Raw genomic sequence first — 22583 nt, 5'->3', positions numbered from 1 at the left:
CGCGGCGGGCGGCGAGCAGCGCGCCCGCCAGCGAGCCGATCGCCAGCACCGAGCTCAGCACACCGTAGCCGTCAGCCTGCCTGCCGAACTCCAGTGCCATCGTGGAGGCGTAGATCGGGAAGTTCATGCCGAACGCGCCGATGAGGAACACCATCACGAACACGACCTTGAGGTCGCTGCGCGCCCACACGTACCGGAATCCCTCGGCCAGTCCGTTGCGACCGCGGCTCTTCACCCTGGGGAGCAGCTCGCCGCGGCGGATCATCACCAGCGCGATCAGCATGGCGAGGAACGTCGCGGCGTTGATGACGAACACCCAGCCGGTGCCCACCGCGACGATGAGCAGGCCACCCACGGCCGGGCCGATCAGGCGCGCCATGTTGAACGACGCGGAGTTCAGGGCGACGGCGTTCGATGCATCCTCGAGTGCCACCATGTCGGAGACGAACGCCTGGCGAGCCGGCGCGTCGAACGCGTTCGTGATGCCGAACATGAGCGCGAAGCAGAACATCAGCGGCAAGGTCATGACGCCGGTGAGCAGGAGGGCCGCGACGCCGATCGCCAGCATCATCAGCACCGACTGCGTGATCAGCAGGATCTTGCGGCGATCGAAGCGGTCGGCGACCCAGCCGGTGACGCTGACGAGCACCAGGGGCGGGCCGAACTGCAGGGCCATCGTGATGCCCATCGCGGTGGCATCGTTGTCGGTCAGTTCGGTGAGGACGACCCAGTCCTGCGCGGTGGCCTGCATCCACCCGCCGATGTTGGACACCAGGGCGCCGAAGAACCAGATGCGGTAGTTGAACGTCGAGAAGGAGCGGAACATCGCCATCATCGCTCTGCCACCTTCCGCATCAGGGCAGCGGCTTCTCGGAGCGTGCGCAGCTGCTCGTCGGTGAAGTCGAGCTCGGCGATCGCGTCTGCGAGTGCGGCGTCGCGCTTCTGCACCGTGGCGCTGACGATCTCGGTTCCGGAATCTGTGATCTCGATGTAGACGCGGCGACGGTCGTCCTCGGAGGGAACCCGCACGACCAGCCCGCTCTCTGCGAGTGCGTCGACGGTGTTGGACATCGTCGGAGCGCTTACCCTCTCGCGCTGTGCGAGTTCGCCGATGGCGAGGCGTCCGTGCGTCTTCAGGTTCGCGAGCACGGCGAAGTGCGCGTCGCTCACGTTGTCGCCCGCGCGCTCGCGGCGGAGTCGGCGGGCGAGGCGGAAGGTGGACAGGCGCAGGTCGGTGGCGGTGGAGTGGAGGAGATCGTCCGGTTCAGTCATTACTTAGGTAGTCTAACTAAGTTTTCTGAACGAGGGGTGGAGAATGGATGCCGTGACCGTCGCACTCGAACTCGCCGTCCAGGATCCCGCAGGAGTCCGCATCGCCAGAGAGGTCGGCGCGGCACGCGTCGAACTGACCCAGGCGCTCGCGCTCGGCGGGCTCACCCCGTCTCCCGCCACGCTCGAGCTGGCGCTGGATGCCGCGGGGGATGACGGCCCCGAGATCCACGTGCTCATCCGCCCCCGCGCCGGCGGGTTCCAGTACGACGCCGACGAGATCGCGGTGTCCGTTCGCGACGTCGAACGTGCTGTCTCGGCAGGAGCCGCAGGCGTCGTAGTCGGCGCGCTGGACGGGTCGGGAGCGCTCGACATAGATGCCGTCGCGCGTCTGCGGGATGCCGCCGGCGGAGCATCCGTGACCCTGCACCGGGCGATCGATGTCACCGCCGATCCGATCGCATCGCTCGAAAGGGCGATCGAGCTGGGACTGCGGCGCGTGCTCACCTCAGGCGGAGCATCCGCCGCCATCGACGGCGTCGACACCCTACGCGCAATGGCGACCGCGGCAGCAGGACGGATCGAGATCATGGCGGGCAGCGGCGTCAACGCGGCATCCGCCCTCGCGCTCGCCGACACCGGAGTCGACGCGCTGCACTTCTCGGCCAAGAGGACGATCGTCGGCGACAGCGGAGTGCGGATGGGATCGGCCGCCGACGGGGTCGGCGGATACGAGGTCACCGACCGGGATGCCGCGTTCGCGGTGCGGGCGGCGCTGAAGCTCTGACGCCGAGCGTCCGGCGACTCTAGACTCGTCCCATGCCCCAGACATCGGAGTTCACCGACGCGTTCGGCGTCGCGATCGTCTACGACGTCCACGACGCGCAGGGAACGCCGCGGGGTGTCGTGCAGCTGCTCCATGGCGTCGGCGAGCACGCCGGCCGGTACGGCAAGCTGATCGCCGATCTCACGGCGGCCGGGTTCATCGTGTACGCCGACGATCATCGCGGTCACGGTCGCACCGGGATCCGTCAGCACGGCGGCCCCGCACGGCTGGGTCGGCTGGGCAAGGGTGGTCTGCGTGCCGCCAAGGACGCGGTGTGGCAGCTGACCGGGATCATCCGTGAGGCGCATCCTGACCTGCCCCTCGTCCTGTTCGGGCACTCGTGGGGCTCGTTCCTGGCGCAGATGCTCGTGAACGAGCATCCCGAGGCGTGGGATGCCGTCATCCTCTCCGGCTCCGCGCTGCGCACCATCCGCGACCTGAACGCCGCGCCGCTCAACGCGCGCTGGGAGGGCAAGGACGCCACCGGCTACGAATGGCTGAGCCGCGACAAGGCCGTCTGGAAGGAGTTCGACGAGGACCCGCTCACCACGAACGTGCCTCTGCTGAAGCTGTTCGGGCCGATCGAGGCGCTGAAGCTGTACGGCCGGCCCGCCAAGGACCTCGGCCGCGATATCCCGATGCTGCTGCTGGTGGGACGCGACGATCCGGTCGGCGGCCCGCACAGCGTGCACAAGCTCGCCGACGAGTACCGCTCGCGGTCGGGGCTCACCGACGTCACCACGTTGGTGTATCCGGACGCCCGCCACGAGATCTTCAACGAGATGCAGCAGCAGGAGGTCCGCGCGGACCTGCTCGCCTGGCTCGACAAGCACATCCCGGCCCGCTGAGCTTCTGGGTGCTGTGGAGGCTTCGACTCGCTGCGCTCGCTCAGCCCGTTTCGTCTGCGGCGCTGCGCGCCTCCGCTCAACGACCCGCACGCCCTCGCGGGTCCCTGAGCCTGTCGAAGGAGCCGGCGTTAAGCTGGACTCGTGCATGGTGAGTACAAGGTCCCCGGTGGAAAGCTCGTCGTCGTCGATGTCGAGGTCGCAGACGGCAGGCTGACGGACTTCCGGCTCGCCGGAGACTTCTTCCTCGAGCCGGACTCCGCGCTCGAAGACATCAACGCCGCCGTCAACGGACTGCCCGCCGAGTCCGATGCCACCGTCATCGCCGATGCGGTGCGCGCTGCGCTCCCCGCCGGAGCCCAGCTGCTCGGCTTCACTCCCGAGTCCGTCGGAACCGCCGTGCGCCGTGCGCTCGTGACCGCGCCGGGTTGGCGCGACTTCGACTGGGAGATCGTGCATGAGAAGGCCGTCTCGCCGCGGATGAACCTCGCGCTGGACGAGGTGCTCACCTCGCGGGTGGGGGAGGGGCGCCGCCGCCCGACCCTGCGGATCTGGGAGTGGGAGGAGTCCGCGGTCGTCATCGGTTCGTTCCAGTCGTACCGCAACGAGGTCGACCCCGAGGGCGCCGAGCGCCACGGCTTCGACGTCGTGCGCCGCATCTCCGGCGGCGGGGCGATGCTCATGGCAGCAGGACAGATCATCACGTACTCGCTGTACGTGCCGGCATCCCTCGTGCAGGGCCTGACGTTCGCCGACTCGTACGCGTTCCTGGACGACTGGGTGCTCCAGGCGCTCCGGTCGCTGGGAATCGACGCGACCTATCAGCCGCTGAACGACATCGCCAGCCCGTCGGGGAAGATCGGCGGCGCAGCGCAGAAGCGCCTCGCGAACGGTGGCGTGCTGCACCACGCGACGATCTCGTACGACATCGACGGCCAGGTGATGGCCGAAGTGCTGCGCATCGGCAAGGAGAAGCTGAGCGACAAGGGAACGACGTCGGCGGCGAAGCGCGTCGATCCGCTGCGCACGCAGACCGGACTCACCCGCGCCGAGATCATCGACAGCTTCAAGGCCACGTTCCGCTCGCTGACGGATGCCGAGGACGGCACGATCGCGCCCGATGAGTACTCCGACGCCGAGGCGCTCGTGGAGTCGAAGTTCTCCACCGACGCGTGGCTGCACCGTGTCCCATAAGCGCAGCCTGCTGTGACCCCGGACCCTTCCGCGGACTCGGGGACCGGTGCCGTCCAGATCATCCAGGGCGACAACCTCGCCGTCGCGCGGACCCTGCCGTCGGCATCCTTCACGCTCATCTACCTGGATCCACCGTTCAACACCGGGCGGGCGCAGGAGCGGCAGATCGTCACCGCTCGGCGCACCCGCACAACTCCGGAGAAGCAGCCGGAATCAGCCGCGCAGGCACCGGAAACCGGCGGATCCGGGGAGGAGCTCCGCAGTTTCGCGGCGGGGGTGGAGCCGGCGGGTGAGATCCGGCACGGGTTCCACGGGCACGAGTACGAGCGAGTGCGGGGCATGCTGCGCACCTACGACGACCGGTTCGACGACTACGGCGACTTCCTCATGCCGCGTCTCGAGGAGGCGTGGCGGCTGCTCGCCGACGACGGCACCCTGTATCTGCACCTCGATTACCGTGAGGCGCACTACGCCAAGGTGATGCTGGATGCCGTGTTCGGCCGCGACGCGTTCCTCAACGAGCTCATCTGGGCCTACGACTACGGCGCCAAGTCGCGCAGACGGTGGCCGACCAAGCACGACACGATCCTCGTCTACGTGAAGACTCCGGGCGGGCACGTGTTCAACGCCGACGACATCGACCGCGAGCCCTATATGGCCCCCGGCCTCGTCACGCCCGAGAAGGCCGCACGCGGCAAGCTCCCCACCGATGTCTGGTGGCACACGATCGTCCCGACCACGGGACGGGAGAAGACCGGCTACCCGACGCAGAAGCCCGAGGGGATCCTGCGCCGGATCGTGCAGGCGTCGAGCCGTCCCGGTGACCGGGTGCTGGATCTCTTCGCCGGCAGCGGCACCACCGGTGCTGTGGCTTCGGCACTCGGCCGCGACGCCGTGCTCGTCGACGACAACCCCGAGGCGATCCGGATCATGCAGGCGCGGATGCCGCACGCGCAGACGACGATGCCCTGAAAGCGCCACTCAGCCGCTCACCCGTCCGTCGTTCAGCTCGAGCACGTCGTCGATCGTGATGAACTCGGCAGGGTCATGGGTGACTGCGATCACGGCGGCGCCCGCCTCCGTGAGGCGAACGATCGACGCCGCGATGATCTCGCGAGAGCGGGCGTCGAGTCCGGCCATCGGCTCGTCGAGCAGCACGAGGTCCGCCCGCTGCACGAGCACCTGTGCGAGGAGGGCGCGCTGACGCTGTCCGCCGGAGAGCGTCCCGATCGGCCGCCGGGCAAGATCGACGAGCTCGACGGCCGCGATAGCCTCCGCCACCGCGTGACGGTCGGCTCTGCGGGACGGTCGCCACGCGCCTAGGCGCGCCCACGAACCCATCGCGACGACATCGGTGACCGTCAGCGGCAAGTGCGCGGCGAGTGCTGTGGACTGCGGGAGAAGGGCGATGCGCGTGTGCGACCGCGTCTCCACGACTCCGCGGTCTGGCGGGAGGAGTCCGGCCGCCACAGAGAGCAGCGTCGACTTCCCAGAGCCGTTCGGTCCGACGACGACCAGCAGGCGTCCGGCATGTGCTCGGGCATCGACGCCGCGCAGTGCCGGATGTCCATTGCGGATCACGTCGACGCCGCGAAGCGAGAGGACGAGCGTGGTCGGGAGAAGAGCCGATGCAGGAGACACGTCCTCAGTATTGCAAATGAAAATCATTCTCAATAACTGCTACAGTCCCTGATTGTGTCATTCCTGCTGGATCCTTTCGCCGCCTCCTTCGTGCAGCGCGCCCTCCTCACCGGCGCGCTCGTCGCAGTCATCTGCGGTGTCGTCGGCACCTGGGTGGTGTTGCGCGGGATGGCTTTCCTCGGGGAGGCGATGGCGCACGGGATGCTCCCCGGAATCGCCGTCGCGACGCTGCTCGGCATCCCGCCCGTTCTGGGCGCCGCGGTCAGCGCATCGGGTATGTCGGTCGGTATCAGCATGCTGCAGCGGCGCGGGCGCCTCTCCGCGGATACCAGCATCGGCTTGCTGTTCGTCGCCAGCCTTGCTCTCGGCGTCATCATCATCTCGGCATCCCGGAGCTTCGCGACCGATGCCACCGCCATCCTGTTCGGCGACATCCTCGCAGCCTCCGCAGCCGACATCGCGATGCTGGCGGTCGTCGCCCTCATCACGCTCGTCGTGGCGATCGGTGGCCACCGATCCTTCGTCGCGGTCACGGTCGACCCCAGGCAGGCGCAGCTGCTCGGTCTCCGTCCGCGCGTCGCGCACGCGCTCCTGGTCGGCCTCATCACGCTCGCGGTCGTCGCGGCGTATCAGGCGGTCGGCTCGCTGCTCGTGGTGGGGATGCTGCTGGGGCCCGCCGTCGCCGCAGGACGCTGGACGACCCGCATCCCCTCCACGATGGCGCTCGCCGGGTTGATCGGGACCGCGGCCGTCGCCCTCGGATTGCTCATCTCCTGGCATGCCGGCACAGCTGCGGGCGCCACAGTCGCCTTCGTCGCGATCCTCTCGGCGGTCGTATCTGCGCTCGCGCATCGCATCCTGTCCCCGCTCGCCCAAGGGCGCCTCCGCATCCGTGCCGAAAGGAACTCATGAGATCCCGCCTCGCCGCCGTCGGCGGCGTCCTGCTTCTCGCCCTCACCGCCTGCGCCGCACACCCCGGGACTGTCTCCTCGCCGGACTCGGCGGCCGATGACGGCCATGGCGAGATCGCAGGAGCCCACGAGCTCTCTGAGCCCGCCCTGCACCTCACGACTGTGGACGCCGATGGCGCGGTGCACCATCTCGATCTCCTCGATGAGAGCCAGTCGATCCTCGCCGAGATCGACCCGATCGACGACCTCGTCTCGGACGGCAGATACCTGTTCGGCATCCGCGAAGGGTCCGTCGCCGTGATCGACAGCGGAGTGTGGACCTGGAGCCACGTCGACCACTTCCATTACTACGAGGCGCCGGCGAGGGTCATCGGCGAGGTCACCGGCTCCGGCCGTGCGTCGGTCGTGCCAGGCGAAGTCGGCGTCGGGATGCTGTTCGACGGCGAGGCCGTCCTGATCGAGACGCCCGCCCTCGCCGACGGCGAGATCGTCGAGAGCTTCCGTGTACCGGTCGAACCGCATGACGGGCTCGTCGTCCCGCTGACACACGGCGCTGCCGTGACCGAACCGGATGGATCCGGAGTCGTGCGAGCGCTGCGGATGGTCTCCGCTGACGGCACCGCGGGCGAAACCGTCGCATGCGCGGGGGCGGCGGGCACGATCGCTACTGTCGTCGGGACCGTCGTCGGCTGCGCCGACGGGGCGGTGCTGTCCGTCGGCGGAGATCCTGACGAGTGGGAGCGCATCGGCTACCCGGCGGATGCCGTCGCGGAGACAGGTTCGCAGGCCACGTCGTTCGCCGCCCGCAAAAGCCGGCCGACGGTCGCCGCGCTCGCCGGAGATGCAGGATTCTGGCTGCTGGACACCCGCGAGCGGACGTGGTCGTTCCACGAGATCGACGAGGAGATCGTGCAGGTCGTGGCCGTCGACGACGACGCCGCACGAGTCCTCGCCCTTACGGCAGATGGCGCAGTGCTCGTCCTCGCGGACGGTGAGATCACCGCCCGTACCGAACCGCTCGTCGCGGCATCCCTCGCCGATCCCGATCTCGCAGCCGGTGTGACCTTCGTGGTCGACCAGAACCGTGCTTATCTGAACGGGCCGGCCGAGCAGACCATGTGGGAGATCGACCCGGCGGACGGCGCTCGCGTCTCCCGCGCGTTCGAGGTCGAGGCGGAGCCGCTGCATCTCGCGGGGACGGGCCGATGAGGCGGGCCGCAGCGATTCTGCTCGCCTTCCTCGTCGCAGCCGGCGGCCTCGCCGGCTGCGCGACGCCGGCCGACGACCGGCCGAGCGTGTACGTGACCACGAACATCCTCGGGGACGTCGTGTCCGAGATCGCAGGGGAGCAGCTCGAGGTCGTCACGCTGATGACCCCGGGAGCCGACCCGCACTCGTTCGAACTCTCCGCACAGCAGGTCGCGGGACTCCGCGACGCCGACCTCATAGTCGCCAACGGACTCGGGCTGGAAGAAGGCCTCGCGCAGCACGTGGAGGCGGCAGCGCGCGACGGCGTCCCCGTCGTGGAGGCCGGAGACCACCTCGACGTGCTCGAGTACGCCGAGGGAGCCGGACCAGATCCGCACTTCTGGACAGACCCCGGGCAGATGCTGCTCGTCGTCGACGCGATCGCGCCGCTGCTCGGCGAGCTCGCCGGCGACGCCGAGGCCGACGTCCTCACCGCCGCCGACGACTACCGTGCGTCGCTCCTCGCGCTCGATGAGGAGATGGCGGGCTCGCTGGGCGCGATCCCCGCCGAGCACCGTGCCCTCGTGACGAATCACCACGTCTTCGGCTACCTCGCGCGGCGTTTCGACGTGACCCTCCTCGGCGCGGCCATCCCCGGCGGAACCACGCTCGCCGCCCCCAGCCCCGCCGACCTGCACGAGCTCGTGACGGCGATCGACACCGCGGGTGTCCGCACGATCTTCGCGGAGTCCTCCCAGCCCGACCGACTCGTGCAGGTGCTCGCAGACGAGGCCGATCGGGACGTCGCCGTGGTGGAGCTCATCACCGAGTCGCTCGCACCGACCGGCGAGCCAGGAGACACCTACCTCGACATGATGCGCGTCAACACCGAGCGCATCGTCCAGGGCCTGAGCCCATGACCCGCCCGAGAGGGCACAACGAAAGGAAGAGAATGACACAGCTGAACCGAACCGCGCGCTTCGCGGCCGGAGCCGGGGTCGCCGCGCTGCTGCTGGCCGGGTGCGCGGCCCAGCCGGCAGCGCAGTCGCCGGAATCGACGTCCACGGGCGCGGATGCCGCGACCGACGGGCCTCGCATCGCCGTGGCGTACGCCGGAGGCGTGCTCGTCGTCGACGGCGAAACGCTCGAGGTGATCGGCGACCTCCCATCGGAGGACTTCGTCCGGCTCAACTCCGCCGGCGACGGCCGCCACGCCTTCGTCACCACGTCGGAGGGCTTCCATCTGCTCGACATGCGCGAGCCCGAGCTCACCGATCTGGTCGTGGAAGCCGCAGCGGCAGGGCACGTGGTCAGGCACGGCGGGAAGACCGTGCTCTACGACGACGCCACCAGCGACACCACGATCTTCGACACCGCGGAGCTGGCAGACATCGACGGTGCGCTGCCGGAGGCGCAGGTGATCGAGGGTGTCGAGGCGCACCACGGCGTTTCCGTGCTGCTGGAGGACAGCACGTTCGTCACTACCGTCGGCGACGCGAGCGGTCGCACCGGCATCCGCGCCGTTGACGCCGATGGCACGGAGCTGGCAGCCAGCGCGGAATGCCCCGGCGTCCACGGCGAGGGGACCGCGCAGGACGAGGCCGTCGTGTTCGGCTGCGAGAACGGTGCGCTCGTGTTCCACGACGGCGAGATCACCAAGCTGACCTCGCCCGACGAATACGGGCGCATCGGCAACGCCTACGTGTCGGAGGGCAGCCCGCTCGTCGTCATGGACTACAAGGATGATCCGGATGCCGAGGGTTACCTGCTGACCCAGATCGCGCTGGTGGACACCGCCGCCAAGACCCTGGAGAAGGTCGAGCTGCCGGAAGGCGTCAGCTACACGTTCCGCGGTGTGACGCGCATCGAGAGCGGCGACGCCGCGATGATCGGATCGGACGGCAAGCTGCACGTGATCGACCCGGCGACTGGTGAGATCACGGCGTCCTACGACGCGATCGAACCGTGGGCGGGGCCGAGCGAGTGGCAGCAGCCGCACCCGGCGATCGCCGCCGACGGGGACATCGTCTACGTCACAGATGCAGCGAACCGCTCCATCGTCGCGATCGACGCCGCCACGGGCGCGCAGATCGCTGAGGCCGAGCTTCCCCAGACGCCCAACGAGATCACGCTGGTCGGATAGGACGGAGGGCTGAGGCTGTCGGAGCATGTGATGCGCACACCGGCAACCTCAGCCCCGCTCTGGTCGACGAGCATCACGGAACCGGATATCGTTGCTGCGGTTGCGTGCCGACACCGAACACCCGGAACCGCCCCCCCCTGGAGGAATCATGATCATCGACAAGGCTGAAGTCATCGTCACCAGCCCGGGGCGGAACTTCGTGACGCTGCGGCTGACGACCGACGAAGGGCACGTCGGCATCGGCGACGCCACGCTCAACGGTCGCGAACTCGCCGTGGTGAGCTATCTGAAAGACCACGTCGTCCCGCTGCTGCTCGGCCGGGATGCGCATCGCATCGAGGACACCTGGCAGTTCCTGTACCGCTCGGCGTACTGGCGTCGGGGTCCGGTCACGATGGCCGCGATCGCCGCCGTCGACATGGCGCTGTGGGACATCAAGGGCAAGGCCGCCGGGATGCCGGTCTACCAGCTGCTCGGCGGCGCATCGCGCACGGGGCTGATGGCCTACGGCCACGCCTCCGGCAAGGAGCTGCCCGAGCTGTTCGACTCGGTGCGCTCGCACCTCGACCAGGGGTACAAGGCCATCCGGATCCAGACCGGCGTGCCGGGCCTCAAGGCCATCTACGGCATCGCATCACAGGCCGCGGATGCGGGCGGCGGCGAGGTGCGCTACGACCACGAGCCGGCCCGCCGCGGCGCCAAGCCGGTCGAGGAGGACTGGGACACCCGCTCCTACATGCGGCACCTTCCCGGCGTCTTCGAGGCGGTGCGCAACGAGTTCGGTCCCGAGATCCCGCTGCTGCACGACGGACACCACCGGATGACGCCGATCCAGGCCGCCAAGCTCGGCAAGTCGCTCGAGCCCTACGACCTGTTCTGGCTCGAGGACTGCACGCCGGCCGAGAACCAGGAGGCGCTGCGCCTGGTGCGCCAGCACACCACCACTCCGCTCGCGATCGGCGAGATCTTCAACACGGTGTGGGACTTCAAGGACCTCATCCGCGAGCAGCTCATGGACTACGTCCGCGGTGCGGTCACGCACATGGGCGGCATCTCGCCGCTGAAGAAGACCCTCGACTACGCGGCGCAGTACCAGATCAAGTCGGGTATGCACGGTCCGACCGACATCTCGCCGGTCGGCATGGCGGCGGCGATGCACCTCGGGCTCAGCATCCACAACTTCGGCATCCAGGAGTACATGCAGCACTCCGAGAAGACCGACCAGGTCTTCCATCAGTCCTTCACTTGGGAGAACGGGCTGCTCCACCCCGGCGACCAGCCAGGGCTCGGCGTCACGCTCGATGTCGACGAGGCCGGCAAGTACCCGTACGAGCAGGCGTACCTGCCATACAACCGTCTCGCCGACGGAACGGTGCACGACTGGTGAACCACCACGCCCCGCTGGTCTGTGTCATGGGGGTGTCGGCGGCGGGCAAGTCCACCGTCGGCATCGCCCTCGCCGACGCGCTGGGCGTACCCTTCGCGGATGCCGACAGCCTGCACTCCGCCGCCAACCGGACGAAGATGAATGCCGGCACCGCGCTGACCGACGACGACCGCTGGCCGTGGCTCGACGCGGTCGGGGCCCGCTTCGGCGCGTCGGAGGGCACCGGTCTCGTCATGGCCTGCAGCGCGCTGCGGCGCGTGTACCGCGACCGCATCCGGGCGGCAGGACCGGGCGTCGTGTTCGTGCACCTGACCGGGTCGCGGGAGCTGCTGCTCTCGCGCGCGCAGACGCGGACCGATCACTTCATGCCGGCGTCGCTGCTCGACTCGCAGGTGGCGACGCTCGAGGACCTCGAGAGCGACGAGGCAGGGTTCGAGGTGACGGTCGACCGGGCGCCGGACGAGCTCGTCGCCGAGATCGTCGAGCGGCTCGGTTCGGGGCAGGCCCGGTAGGCCCGGGACTGCAGCCCGGGTCGTTGAGCGAGCGCAGCGAGACGAAACGGCTTGAGCGAGGAGCGCAGCGACGAGTCGAAAGCGCCTCGGTGCAGACGCTCACACCAGCGCGAGCACGCTGTCGTAGGCATCCTCCGAAACGGCCGCCCCGTCGCCCCCGAACACCCGCGCGATGCCGGGCGCTGTCGACCACGCCGGCCACCCGGGCTCGCCGTCGCTGACGAAGCTGACCGCCGAGGCGTGCATCTCGTCGGCCAACTCCTGCGGCGGTCGCGGGCCGGCGAGCGACGCGACCTTCTCGCGGTCGAGTCCGTCGAACCAGAACGGCACGTCGAGGCAGTGGCAGGCCCACCCCTTGGTGGGCGACACCCATGAGAACCGGTAGGCCCAGGTCTCGGCATCCGCATCTCGGCGCGCCTCGGCGACCCGAGGGATGAGCACGCGGAAGACGTGGTCGCTGATGAATCGGCCGACGACCGCGACGCTGCCCTTCGCCCGCTGCGCGGCATTGGATGTGAGATAGGCGCGCCGGATCGCGCGCGTCCTGAGGAACGGCAGCAGCAGGATGCCGGCGGGGATCATCCGCAGTTTGCCGCCCTCGCGCTCAGCGACCATCGTGAACTCGTCATCGGTGGCGCCGATCAGCAGCGGCTTGTCGGCACCGATGCCGGCGGCGAGCGAGTCGACGGTCGGCTGCCGCAGCAGGTCGCCGTCGATCATCGGGCCCCACGGCAGCCCCTCGGTGAGCAGATCCAGGACCATGCCGACGCCCTTCCGCGGGGTCGCGGCCTTCGGCTGCAGTTGGCGGATGCGGCGCTCGGTGAGGCTGCGGAATCCGTCGACGTCGGCACTGACGCCGCCGAGTGCGGCGATGCGCTCGGCGCGTCCGCGGGCGGTCTCGAGGGGCACGTCCGCCAGGGCGCCGGAGATGGACATCGCCGCGCGAAACAGGTGCTGTGCCTGCGGCATCCCGAGCAGCGTCAGAACGGCGCCGCCGCCGGCCGACTGTCCGCCGATCGTGACGCGCGCCGGGTCGCCGCCGAACGCTGCGATGTTCTGCTGCACCCACTCCAGCGCGGCGAGCCAGTCGCGCACGCCGCGGTTCGCCGGGGCGCTGACGATGTATCCGAAGCCGTCGAAGCCGAGTCGGTACGAGATCGAGACGGTGACGACGCCGTCGCGGTTGAAGCGGGCGCCGTCGTACCAGGGGCTCGCGGGCGACCCCTCGGTGTAGCCGCCGCCGTGGATCCAGACCAGCACGGGGCGCGAGCCGTCGAGCGCGGGGGTGAACACGTTGACGTTGAGCGTACTCTTTCCCGGAACCGCCGGCTCGGGGATGAGGTTGTCGTCGCCGGAGACCCGCAGTGCGGTTGCCCCGTAGGCCGTGGCGTCCAGCGTCTCTGTCCACGGGGCGGGCGGGACGGGCGCGGCGAATCTCAGCTTGCCGACCGGGGGCTTCGCGAACGGTATGCCGAGGAACGCGGCCGACGCGCCGGGGGTGCCGTGGTCGCGCCAGAAGCCGCGCACTGGTCCGGAAGCGGTCTGGACGATCGGGGAGGGCTCCACGGTTGAAGCGTAGCCGGGTGGGCTGCTCGACTCTCCACAGCCTCTGAGAGGGGCGGGCTCAGCGTGCGTTGCGTCGGGCTTCCCAGCCCGTCCGCACCATCTCGTCGACCGTGTAGCGCATCTTCCAGTCCAGGTCGCGGGCGGCGAGGTCACCCGCGGCGACGATGCGGTCGGGGTCACCGGGGCGACGCGGTCCGATCTCGGGCGTGAAGTCGACGCCGGTGACGCGCACCATGGCGTCCATGATCTGCTTCACGGACAGCCCGTCGCCGGAGCCGAGGTTGTAGGCCGCCTCGATCGGTGTGCCGGCGGCGAGGCGCTTGGCGGCTTCGACATGTGCGGCAGCGATGTCGCCGACGTGCACGTAGTCGCGCACGTTCGTGCCGTCGGGGGTCGCGTAGTCGTCGCCGTTGATGCGCGGGGTCTTGCCGGCCAGCAGCGCCTCGAACACGATGGGGAAGAGGTTGTGCGGGCTGACGTCGTAGACGGTGGGGTCGGCGGAGCCGACGACGTTGAAGTAGCGCAGCGAGGTGTGACGCAGCGGATGCTCGGACTCTGCCGTCGCGATCGCCTGGTCGCGCAGCATCCACTCGCCGATCAGTTTGGATTCGCCATACGGGCTCGCGGGCTTCTTGGCGGTGTCTTCGACGACCAGCTCTTCATCGGGCGTGCCGAACACTGCGGCCGACGACGAGAAGACGATGTTGCGGACTCCGGCCGCCTCCATCGCCTCGAGGATGACACGGGTGCCCTCGACGTTCTGGGCGTAGGTGTGCAGCGGACGCTGCACCGAGACGCCGGCGTACTTGAAGCCGGCGACATGGATGACGCCGTCGGCGTCGTGGTCGCGCAGCGCCTTCTCGACGAGCTCACGATCGAGGATGCTGCCCTGTACGAACGGCACGCCTTCCGGCACGAACGACGGGATGCCGCTGGAGAGGTCGTCCAGGACGACGGGGGCGAGCCCGGCATCCGCGAGTGCGCGTACGACGTGCGATCCGATGTAGCCGGCGCCGCCGGTGACGATCCAGGACATGAACTTCCTCTCGGTTCTTGCGTCTCCCATCCTCCCATCCTTGCGAGATTGCATTCCGCGGCCGAGATGCCCGGCATTTCAGCCGATCTCGGCCGCGGAATGCAATCTCGGGGTGGGTCAGGCGTCGTGGTGGGCGCCGGCGGACGGCGTGACGGTGAAGAGGTGCGGTGCCGCGAACCCGGATGCCGCGAACGCGGCAGTGACGGCATCCGACACGGCCTGCACGTCGCCCTCCTCGACCAGCGCGATCGCGGCCCCGCCGAATCCGCCGCCGGTCATGCGGGCACCGAGCGCTCCGGCATCCAGGGCGGCGCCGACCGCCGTGTCGAGCTCGGGGATCGAGATCTCGAAGTCGTCGCGCATCGAGGCGTGCGAGGCGACGAGCAGGTCGCCGATCGCGCGCGCACCGCTCACACGCAGCGTGCGCACGGTGTCGAGCACCCGCTGGTTCTCGGTGACGATGTGCCGCACGCGGCGGAAGGCCACGTCATCCATGAGTTCCCTGGCGCGCGGGAGGTCGTCGACCGAGACGTCGCGCAGGGCGGGGACGCCCATGATGGCGGCGCCCTTCTCGCACGATGCGCGCCGCTCGCGGTACCCGCCGGTGGAGTGCGCGTGCGAGACGCGAGTGTCGATGACCAGGAGGGAGAGGCCCGTCATCCCGAGCGGCACTGCGTGTGCGTCGAGCGTGCGGCAGTCGAGGAACAGGGCCGCGTCGGACTCGCCGAGCATCGACGCCATCTGGTCCATGATGCCGGTCGGTGCGCCGACGGCCTCGTTCTCCGCGCGCCGGCCGATGCTTGCGAGTGCCGGGCGGTCCAGGCCGGTGCGCCAGAGGTCGTTCAGCGCGGATGCGGTCGCCCCCTCGATCGCGGCGGAGGAGGAGAGGCCCGCGCCGACGGGGACGTCGGAGGAGATGGCGATGTCGACGCCGCGGATGTCGGCTGGTTCGCCGGTCGCGGCGTGGGCGAGCTGGAGGGCCCACGCCACGCCGAGCGGATACGCCGCCCACTCAGGGACGGCCGGTCCGTCGCCGGCTGCGGTCGGGAACAGGCGCGGCAGCTCGTCCAGGGCGAACTCGACCGGCTCATCCGCGAACGTCGACGCCACGCGGATGCGACCGTCATCGCGTATACCGACTGCGGCATAGGTGCGGTGCGGGGTCGCGAACGGCAGCACGAATCCGTCGTTGTAGTCGGTGTGCTCGCCGATCAGGTTCACCCGTCCCGGCGCAGACCAGACCCCATCCGGCGTGCGGCCGGTGAGCTCGCGGAACAGGGCGGTCGCGGCATCCAGCGTCGTCATCAGGCGACCTCGCCGACCCGGGCGATGGCGTCGCGGAGCCGCTCGGCGGACTGCTCCGGGGCGACTTCGGCGGTCCATGCCCACATCGCCGCCTCGGATCCGGCGAGGAACTTCAGCTTGTCGGCGGCGCGGCGCGGGCTGGTCACCTGAAGGTGCAGTCGGACGGAGTCGCGGCCGACGTTCACCGGCGCCTGATGCCACGCGGCGATGTACGGGGTGGGCGTCTCATACAGCGCATCGACACCGCGGAGCAGCTTGAGATACAGCGGGGCGAGCTCATCGCGCTCGGCTGCGGTGGTCTCGGCGAAGTCGGGCACGTGGCGGTGCGGCATGAGATGCACCTCGAGCGGCCAGCGTGCCGCGAACGGCACGAACGCCGTCCAGTGCTCGCCGCGGAGCAGGACGCGCTCCGAGCCCTGTTCGAGATCGAGGATGTGCTGGAACAGCTCCGGCGCCGTGCGGTCGATGCTCTCCAGCAGGCGGGTCGTGCGCGGGGTGATGTAAGGGTAGGCGTAGATCTGCCCGTGCGGATGGGGCAGGGTCACGCCGATCGCCTCGCCGCGGTTCTCGAACGGGAAGATCTGCTCGATGCCCGGTAGCTGCGACAGCGCGGCGGTGCGATCGGCCCAGGCCTCGATCACAGTGCGAGCACGGGTGACAGACTGCGTGCCGAACGATCCGGAGTGGTCGGGGCTGAAGCAGACGACCTCGCAGCGCCCGACGGCTGTGCGGCTGCGACCGAGGCCGAGGGCGGCGAGGTCGTCGAGACCGCGCGGAGGATTGGCGGCGGCGGGCGCCGCTCCGTGGGATTCAGTGAGGGCAGGGCCGAAGGCCGGGGAGCGGTTCTCGAACACCGCGACGTCATACAGTGACGGCACCTCTGACGGATTCGTCGGGGTCTGCGGGGCGAGTGGGTCGGCATCGGCGCCGGGCATCATGACCCGGTTCTGCCGGCCTTCGGCGACGGTGATCCAGTCGCCGGTCAGCACATCCAGGCGCATCGTCGCGGTGCCGGGACGTGGGTCGAGCGTGCGTGCGTCGACCGAACGGTCGGGGCCGAGGGCTGTTCCCGGGTCGTCGTAGTAGATGAGCTCGCGGCCGTCGGCGAGTGTCGTGGGGCGCTTGATGACGCCGGCGCCGAGTTCGCACGCAGGACGTTCGGTTGCGCGGTCTTCGGCGGCGCCGCGCAACTCACGAGAATCTTCCATGTTCACGTCAACACGGTAACTCGCTGGCGGTGATAACGTCAACACGCAGGAGTTGTGCGGCGCGTTAGGACGCCGCGCATGTCAGGACCAGGAGGGATGCCGTGACCGACGACGTCTTCGGGCTCGAGCGCCCTCGCCGCCGCAGCGCGCCGTCCGGACGCGTGTCGATGGCGATGGTCGCCGGTCGCGCCGGGGTGTCGGGGCAGACCGTGTCACGGGTCGTCAACGACAGCCCGCGGGTGGATCCCGCCACACGCGCGCGGGTCGAGCAGGCCATGGCCGAGCTCGGATACCGTCCCCACCGCGCGGCCCGTGCGTTGCGCACCGGGCGGTCGCAGACGCTCGGGATCGTCGCGACGACGCTGGCGACGGTGGGGAACTCGCGGATGCTGCAGGCCACCGCAGAGGCGGCGGAACGCCGTGGCTACGCGCTGATGGTGGTGACCGCGGTAGGCGATGTCGCCGCGGCGTTCGAGCGTCTCCAGGATCAGGGGGTCGACGGGGCGATCGTGCTGAACGAGGCGTCTGCGCTCACCAGTGCATCTGATCAGCCGGAGGGGCTCCGTCTCGTTGTCGTGGATGCCGCCGCCGACAGCGGGTTCCGCGCGGTGAGCAGCGATCATGCCGGGGGTGCGCGGGCCGCGACGCGTCACCTGCTGCAGCTCGGGCACGCGACCGTGCACCACGTCGCCGGTCCGGAGGGATCGTTCGCCGCAGCCGAGCGTGAGCGCGGATGGCGCGAGACGCTCCAGGCCGCTGGCATCCAGGCCCCGCAGGTCGTGCGCGGGGACTGGTCGGCGGAGTCCGGCCATGCCGTTGCCGCCTCGCTCGAACAGGCCGCTGCGGTGTTCAGCGCGAACGATCAGATGGCTCTCGGTCTCATTCGCGGGCTCGCCGATCGCGGCCGCCGTGTGCCGGACGATGTGAGCGTGATCGGCTTCGACGACGTGCCGGATGCCGCCAACTTTCGCCCTCCGCTCACGACGATCCGTCAGGACTTCGCCGCGCTCGCCGAGGTGGCCGTGTCCGCGCTCGTCGCTGAGATCGAGAGCGCCGATGGTGATGCCGACGCGGGCTCGCACGTCGTGCCGACCGAGCTGATCGAGCGCTCGAGCACTCACTGACGGAGTTTTCCGGCCCGGAACTAGGCTCGAACCATGCCCACCACCGTCGTCGTCGCACCAGACAGCTTCAAAGGCTCGATCACCGCGGCAGAGGCAGCGGCGGCACTCGCCGAAGGGTGGGCGGCAGTCGAGGCGGATGCCGCGTTCGTGCTGCGCCCGATGGCCGACGGTGGCGAGGGCACGGTGGACGCGTTCGCCGCTGCGGTGCCCGGCGCGCAGCGCATCCCGGTCACGGTCGCCGGACCCGCGGGTGCGCCGGTCGACACCGCGTGGCTGCTGCTGCCGGATGGCACGGCCGTCGTCGACCTCGCCTCGACGTCCGGCATCGAGCTGGTGGGCGAGTTGCGACCGTGGGATGCCGACACCACCGGTTTCGGCCAGGCCATCGCCGCTGCGCTCGATCACGGCGTCACACGTCTGGTGCTCGGCATCGGCTCCAGCGCGTCGACGGACGGGGGGATCGGTCTTCTCGCCGCACTCGGCGCGCGCTTCACCGATGCTGCGGGTGTGCCGGTCGTACGAGGTGCAAGCGGGCTGTGCGACGTCGTGGATGCGGACCTCAGCGGGCTGCGGCGCGCGCCTGACGTCCTCGTGCTGTCGGACGTCACCAATCCCCTCACCGGGCCGCGGGGCGCCGCTGCGGTGTTCGGTCCGCAGAAGGGGCTCACGGATGCCGTCGATATCGCGCGCGTCGATCGGGCGCTTCTGCGGCTTGCAGAACTGGTCGGACTCGATCCGGAGCTGCCCGGGGCCGGTGCAGCGGGCGGCGTCGGGGCGGCGCTGGTGCGGTGGGGTGCCGAGCTCGCGCCCGGTGCGGCAGAGGTCGCGCGGTTGATCGGTCTGGCGGATGCCATCGGCACGGCGGATGTCGTCGCGACCGGCGAGGGATCGTACGACGGACAGTCCGGCGACGGCAAGGTCCCGTCGTTCGTGGCTGCGGCGGCCGCGGACGCGGACGTGCGCGCGGCGGTGGTCGCTGGGCGCATCACCGCTGACGCGGACACATCGCTGTTCGCGGCATCCGTCTCGCTCACCGAGCTCGCGGGCTCCGCCGAGGCGTCACAGGCGGATCCTGCCCGCTGGCTGCGCGAGGCAGGGGCGGAGCTCGCCCGCAGATTCCGCGCGTGAGTCGGACGAGTCGAAGCCTTCGGGGCAAGAGCAGAGGCTTCGACTTCGTCGCTGCGCGACTGCGCTCAGCCCGTTTCGTCTGCGCGGCCTGCGGCCGCTTCGCTCAACGCCCGGCGACTGATCCCCACGCGGGCGTGAGCCGAAACGGGGTGAGCGAGCCGCAGGCGAGTCCAAGCCTCTTCCCCTCCGCTCAGGCCTCCAGCGCCGCGGTGACCACGGCGCGGGCCTCCTCCTGCACCTCGGCGAGGTGCTCGGGTCCCTTTAGGCTCTCCGCGTACAGCTTGTAGACGTCCTCCGTGCCCGACGGGCGCGCGGCGAACCAGGCGTGCTCGGTCTGCACCTTCAGCCCGCCGATCGCGGCGCCGTTGCCCGGGGCGTGCGACAGCTTGGCGGTGATGTCCTCGCCGGCCAGGGTCGTGGCGGTGACGGCATCCGGAGCGAGACGCGACAGCGTCGCCTTCTGCTCGGGGCTCGCTGGCGCGTCGACCCGCTGGTACGCGGATGCGCCGAACGCCTGCTCGAGCTCGGCATAGCGTTCCGACGGCGACTTGCCGGTGACGGCGATGATTTCGGCGGCGAGCAGGCACAGCAGGATGCCGTCCTTGTCGGTCGTCCACGCGCTGCCGTCGCGGCGCAGGAACGACGCTCCGGCTGACTCCTCGCCACCGAACGCCACAGAACCGTCGAGCAGACCGGGCACGAACCACTTGAATCCGACCGGAACCTCCAGCAGGCGGCGTCCGAGCGACTCCGCGACCCGGTCGATGATCATCGACGAGACGAGGGTCTTGCCGATCGCGGCATCTCTCGGCCACTCCGCGCGGTGCGAGAACAGGTAATCGATCGCGACGGCGAGGTAGTGGTTGGGGTTCATGAGGCCGGCATCCGGGGTGACGATGCCGTGCCGGTCGGCATCCGCGTCGTTTCCGGTGAGGACGTCGAAGTCGCCCTTCTTAGCGACCAGCGAGGCCATCGCGGACGGCGACGACGGGTCCATGCGGATCTTCTCGTCCCAGTCGAGCGTCATGAAGCGCCAGGTCGGGTCGACCTCGGGGTTCACGACGGTCAGCTCGAGCCCGTGCATCTCCTTGATGAGGGCCCAGTAGTCGACCGATGCCCCGCCGAGGGGATCGGCGCCGATGCGGACGCCGGCCTTCTTGATGGCATCCACATCGATGATCGAGGGCAGATCGCGCACGTAGGCGTCGCGGAAGTCGTAGCTCGGCAGCGCGTCCCAGTCGATGTCGGCGAAACTCTGCGCCTTCACACCGGTCATGTCCGCCTCGATGAGTTCGTTGGCGCGGGCGGCGATCCAGCCGGTGGCGTCGGTATCGGCAGGGCCGCCGTGCGGCGGGTTGTACTTGAAGCCGCCGTCGCGGGGCGGGTTGTGGGAGGGGGTCACGACGATGCCGTCCGCGCGGCCCGCGGCACCCGCGGCGAGGTCGCGATTGTGGGTGAGGATGGCGTGGCTGAGCGCGGGGGTCGGCACCCACGAGTCGCGGGAATCGACGCGGATGTCGACACCGTTCGCGACGAGCACCTCGATCGCGCTGCGCTCTGCCGGCAGTGAGAGGGTGTGCGTGTCGCGGCCGAGGAACAGCGGTCCGGTGATCCCCTGCGAGCGGCGGTAGTCGACGATCGCCTGCGTCGTGGCGAGGATGTGGTTCTCGTTGAAGCTGCCCGTCAGCGACGAGCCGCGGTGGCCACTCGTGCCGAACACGACGCGCTGGGCCGGGTCGGAGGGGTCCGGATGCCGGTCGTAGTACGCGGCGATGAGCGCGTCGACGTCGATGAGGTCAGATTCCTCCGCGGGGAGGCCGGCACGGCTGGTCATGTGAACAGTCTGCCCCGATCCGGCTGCACGCGCATCCTGCCGCGCGAGACTGCGCCGCCTGCCCGCGAGACTGCATCCCGCGGCCGAGACGCACCGGAATTCCCGGTATCTCGGCCGCGGAATGCAGTCTCGGAGAAGGAGAGGTCGGGCGGGGCTAAGGTGAAACGCGTGACTGAACGGCGCACCTACAGCTACCTGGGCCCTGCGGGCACTTTCACCGAAGCGGCACTGGACCAGGTCGCCGAGGCCCGCGGCCAGGATTGGCGCCCCGTCCACAACGTCGGCGAAGCGCTCGCCGACGTCCTCGAGGGGCGCAGCCACGCAGCCATGATCGCGATCGAGAATTCGATCGAGGGCGGCGTCTCGACGACGCAGGATGCTCTGGCCACTCTGCCCGGTCTCCGGATCATCGGCGAGTACCTGGTGCGCGTGAACTTCGTGCTCGTCGCTCCGCACGGCACGAAGCTCGAGGACGTCTCGGTGATCGCCGCGCATCCCGTCGCCTACGCGCAGTGCCACGGCTGGCTGGGCGAGCACCTGCCGAACCACGCGCATGTGCCCGCCGCGAGCAACGTGGCATCCGCCATCGGCGTGCTCGACGGGTCATCACCCGCGCAGGCGGCCATCGCCCCGCCGAACATCGTGCAGCACTACGACGTCGACGTCCTGGCATCCGAGATCGGCGACAACACGTCCGCCGTCACCCGCTTCGTGCTTGTCACGCGCACGACGATGCCGCCGGACCCGACCGGTGCCGACAAGACCTCACTGATCGTCGAGCTGCCGCACGACCATCCCGGTGCCCTGCTCGACATGCTCGAGCAGTTCTCGACGCGCGGCATCAACCTGTCGCTGATCGAGTCGCGTCCGATCGGCGACGCCCTCGGCCGCTACCGGTTCGTGATCGACGCCGACGGGCACGTGGCGGACGAGCGGATGGCCGATGCGCTGCTCGGCATCCGCCGCTTCAGCCCGCGCGTGGTGTTCCTGGGGTCGTACCCGCGGGCGGATCGCCGGATCGTGCAGTATCCGGATCGCTACGCCGACGACGTCTTCGTGGAGGCGCGCGACTGGCTGCGCGCGCTCATCAGCGGGGAGCCAGAGGCCTGACGCGGATGCCGGGGCGGACCGTCTCGCCGCGCCAGCGGGTCGAAGCCTTCGTCAGTGCTGCTCGTATCTCGGCCAGGAGCTGCCGGGACGCATATGCGAGTACAGCGCGCCCTTGGCGACTTCGAGACTCGGGTATCGCCCGGTCTCGGCATCCGCTCCGACCATGACGACGACGTAATCGTCCTCCTCGTGACGGATGCTGCCGACGACTCCGTTCGTGCCGTGCGCGACCCACAGGCCGCGGGTGCCGATTGTGCTCATGACCGAACTCCTTCCGACAGTGCCGACCGTACTCGCGAGCGCGCGTTCCGGCTAGCCCTCCGGCCCGCGGCATCCGATGCCAGAAGGTTCCCGCC

The 22583-nt window shown here is 69.8% G+C and carries 22 protein-coding genes; 13 read left to right on the top strand and 9 right to left on the bottom strand.

Going from position 1 to position 22583, the window contains the following annotated elements; genetic code table 11:
- Positions 1 to 826 (bottom strand): MFS transporter (locus MAE01_RS09610; RefSeq protein WP_147039324.1); only part of this gene is annotated, 826 nt, incomplete at its 3' end.
- Positions 827 to 831: 5 nt separating this feature from the next.
- Positions 832 to 1272 (bottom strand): MarR family transcriptional regulator, encoded by a 441-nt coding sequence (locus MAE01_RS09605; protein WP_147039323.1) that lies wholly within the window; start codon positions 1270 to 1272, stop codon positions 832 to 834.
- A gap of 43 nt (positions 1273 to 1315) precedes the next feature.
- On the opposite strand from MAE01_RS09605, the gene MAE01_RS09600 reads away from it, so the two are divergent.
- From MAE01_RS09600 to MAE01_RS09585, 4 genes are all read left to right on the top strand, one after another.
- Positions 1316 to 2056: a copper homeostasis protein CutC gene (locus MAE01_RS09600; protein ID WP_147039322.1), complete on the top strand. Its 741-nt coding sequence runs from the start codon at positions 1316 to 1318 to the stop codon at positions 2054 to 2056.
- A 32-nt stretch (positions 2057 to 2088) separates the two neighbouring features.
- Positions 2089 to 2943: an alpha/beta fold hydrolase gene (locus tag MAE01_RS09595; protein ID WP_147039321.1), complete on the top strand. Its 855-nt coding sequence runs from the start codon at positions 2089 to 2091 to the stop codon at positions 2941 to 2943.
- A 141-nt stretch (positions 2944 to 3084) separates the two neighbouring features.
- Positions 3085 to 4134: a lipoate-protein ligase LplAB gene (gene lplAB, locus MAE01_RS09590; RefSeq protein ID WP_147039320.1), complete on the top strand. Its 1050-nt coding sequence runs from the start codon at positions 3085 to 3087 to the stop codon at positions 4132 to 4134.
- A 12-nt stretch (positions 4135 to 4146) separates the two neighbouring features.
- On the top strand, positions 4147 to 5106 hold the full coding sequence (locus MAE01_RS09585; protein WP_147039319.1) for a DNA-methyltransferase: 960 nt from the start codon (positions 4147 to 4149) through the stop codon (positions 5104 to 5106).
- 9 nt (positions 5107 to 5115) lie between these two features.
- On the opposite strand, the gene aztA is transcribed toward MAE01_RS09585, so the two are convergent.
- Positions 5116 to 5775, bottom strand: coding sequence for a zinc ABC transporter ATP-binding protein AztA (aztA, locus tag MAE01_RS09580; RefSeq protein ID WP_186806194.1), 660 nt, complete (start codon positions 5773 to 5775; stop codon positions 5116 to 5118).
- Positions 5776 to 5829: 54 nt separating this feature from the next.
- Here aztA and aztB point away from each other — a divergent pair, with 54 nt between their 5' ends.
- The 6 genes from aztB (at position 5830) to MAE01_RS09550 (ending at position 11916) form a co-directional block, all read left to right on the top strand.
- Entirely contained in the window at positions 5830 to 6687 is an 858-nt protein-coding gene (aztB, locus tag MAE01_RS09575) for a zinc ABC transporter permease AztB (RefSeq protein ID WP_147039317.1), read from the top strand.
- Positions 6684 to 7895, top strand: a complete 1212-nt coding sequence (locus MAE01_RS09570; protein WP_147039316.1) for a hypothetical protein — start codon at positions 6684 to 6686, stop codon at positions 7893 to 7895. Before aztB ends, MAE01_RS09570 begins: the two co-directional genes overlap by 4 nt.
- Positions 7892 to 8794 (top strand): metal ABC transporter substrate-binding protein, encoded by a 903-nt coding sequence (locus tag MAE01_RS09565; protein ID WP_147039315.1) that lies wholly within the window; start codon positions 7892 to 7894, stop codon positions 8792 to 8794. The genes MAE01_RS09570 and MAE01_RS09565 overlap by 4 nt, the downstream gene beginning before the upstream one ends.
- Positions 8795 to 8826: 32 nt before the next feature.
- Positions 8827 to 10017, top strand: coding sequence for a zinc metallochaperone AztD (aztD, locus tag MAE01_RS09560; protein WP_147039314.1), 1191 nt, complete (start codon positions 8827 to 8829; stop codon positions 10015 to 10017).
- 148 nt (positions 10018 to 10165) lie between these two features.
- Entirely contained in the window at positions 10166 to 11404 is a 1239-nt protein-coding gene (manD, locus tag MAE01_RS09555; RefSeq protein ID WP_147039313.1) for a D-mannonate dehydratase ManD, read from the top strand.
- Complete coding sequence (locus MAE01_RS09550) at positions 11401 to 11916, top strand: gluconokinase (protein ID WP_229718095.1); 516 nt, start codon at positions 11401 to 11403, stop codon at positions 11914 to 11916. Before manD ends, MAE01_RS09550 begins: the two co-directional genes overlap by 4 nt.
- A 99-nt stretch (positions 11917 to 12015) precedes the next feature.
- Here MAE01_RS09550 and MAE01_RS09545 read toward each other — a convergent pair whose 3' ends face one another.
- From MAE01_RS09545 to galT, 4 genes are all read right to left on the bottom strand, one after another.
- On the bottom strand, positions 12016 to 13482 hold the full coding sequence (locus tag MAE01_RS09545; RefSeq protein WP_147039312.1) for a carboxylesterase/lipase family protein: 1467 nt from the start codon (positions 13480 to 13482) through the stop codon (positions 12016 to 12018).
- A 58-nt stretch (positions 13483 to 13540) separates the two neighbouring features.
- The gene (gene galE, locus MAE01_RS09540) at positions 13541 to 14518 is read right to left on the bottom strand and encodes a UDP-glucose 4-epimerase GalE (protein WP_147039339.1); all 978 of its coding nucleotides are present in this window, start codon (positions 14516 to 14518) and stop codon (positions 13541 to 13543) included.
- A 117-nt stretch (positions 14519 to 14635) separates the two neighbouring features.
- The gene (gene galK, locus MAE01_RS09535) at positions 14636 to 15823 is read right to left on the bottom strand and encodes a galactokinase (RefSeq protein ID WP_147039311.1); all 1188 of its coding nucleotides are present in this window, start codon (positions 15821 to 15823) and stop codon (positions 14636 to 14638) included.
- Positions 15823 to 17031 (bottom strand): galactose-1-phosphate uridylyltransferase, encoded by a 1209-nt coding sequence (galT, locus tag MAE01_RS09530; RefSeq protein WP_147039338.1) that lies wholly within the window; start codon positions 17029 to 17031, stop codon positions 15823 to 15825. Before galT ends, galK begins: the two co-directional genes overlap by 1 nt.
- A gap of 167 nt (positions 17032 to 17198) precedes the next feature.
- Between galT and MAE01_RS09525 the strand changes: the two genes are divergently transcribed.
- Both MAE01_RS09525 and MAE01_RS09520 read left to right on the top strand, forming a co-directional pair.
- On the top strand, positions 17199 to 18155 hold the full coding sequence (locus tag MAE01_RS09525; protein WP_147039337.1) for a LacI family DNA-binding transcriptional regulator: 957 nt from the start codon (positions 17199 to 17201) through the stop codon (positions 18153 to 18155).
- Between the two features lie 33 nt (positions 18156 to 18188).
- Positions 18189 to 19283 (top strand): glycerate kinase, encoded by a 1095-nt coding sequence (locus MAE01_RS09520; RefSeq protein ID WP_147039310.1) that lies wholly within the window; start codon positions 18189 to 18191, stop codon positions 19281 to 19283.
- A 190-nt stretch (positions 19284 to 19473) separates the two neighbouring features.
- On the opposite strand, the gene pgm is transcribed toward MAE01_RS09520, so the two are convergent.
- Positions 19474 to 21117 carry a phosphoglucomutase (alpha-D-glucose-1,6-bisphosphate-dependent) gene (pgm, locus tag MAE01_RS09515; RefSeq protein ID WP_147039309.1) on the bottom strand — a complete coding sequence of 548 codons (1644 nt, stop codon included), beginning with the start codon at positions 21115 to 21117 and terminating at the stop codon, positions 19474 to 19476.
- A 159-nt stretch (positions 21118 to 21276) separates the two neighbouring features.
- Here pgm and pheA point away from each other — a divergent pair, with 159 nt between their 5' ends.
- Complete coding sequence (gene pheA / locus MAE01_RS09510; protein WP_147039308.1) at positions 21277 to 22227, top strand: prephenate dehydratase; 951 nt, start codon at positions 21277 to 21279, stop codon at positions 22225 to 22227.
- A gap of 51 nt (positions 22228 to 22278) precedes the next feature.
- On the opposite strand, the gene MAE01_RS09505 is transcribed toward pheA, so the two are convergent.
- Positions 22279 to 22488 (bottom strand): methyltransferase, encoded by a 210-nt coding sequence (locus MAE01_RS09505; RefSeq protein WP_147039307.1) that lies wholly within the window; start codon positions 22486 to 22488, stop codon positions 22279 to 22281.
- Positions 22489 to 22583: the final 95 nt, after the last annotated feature.

The organism is Microbacterium aerolatum, assembly GCF_007988825.1.
Taxonomy (GTDB): Bacteria; Actinomycetota; Actinomycetes; order Actinomycetales; family Microbacteriaceae; genus Microbacterium; species Microbacterium aerolatum.
This window is presented reverse-complemented; position numbering and strand designations above follow the sequence as displayed.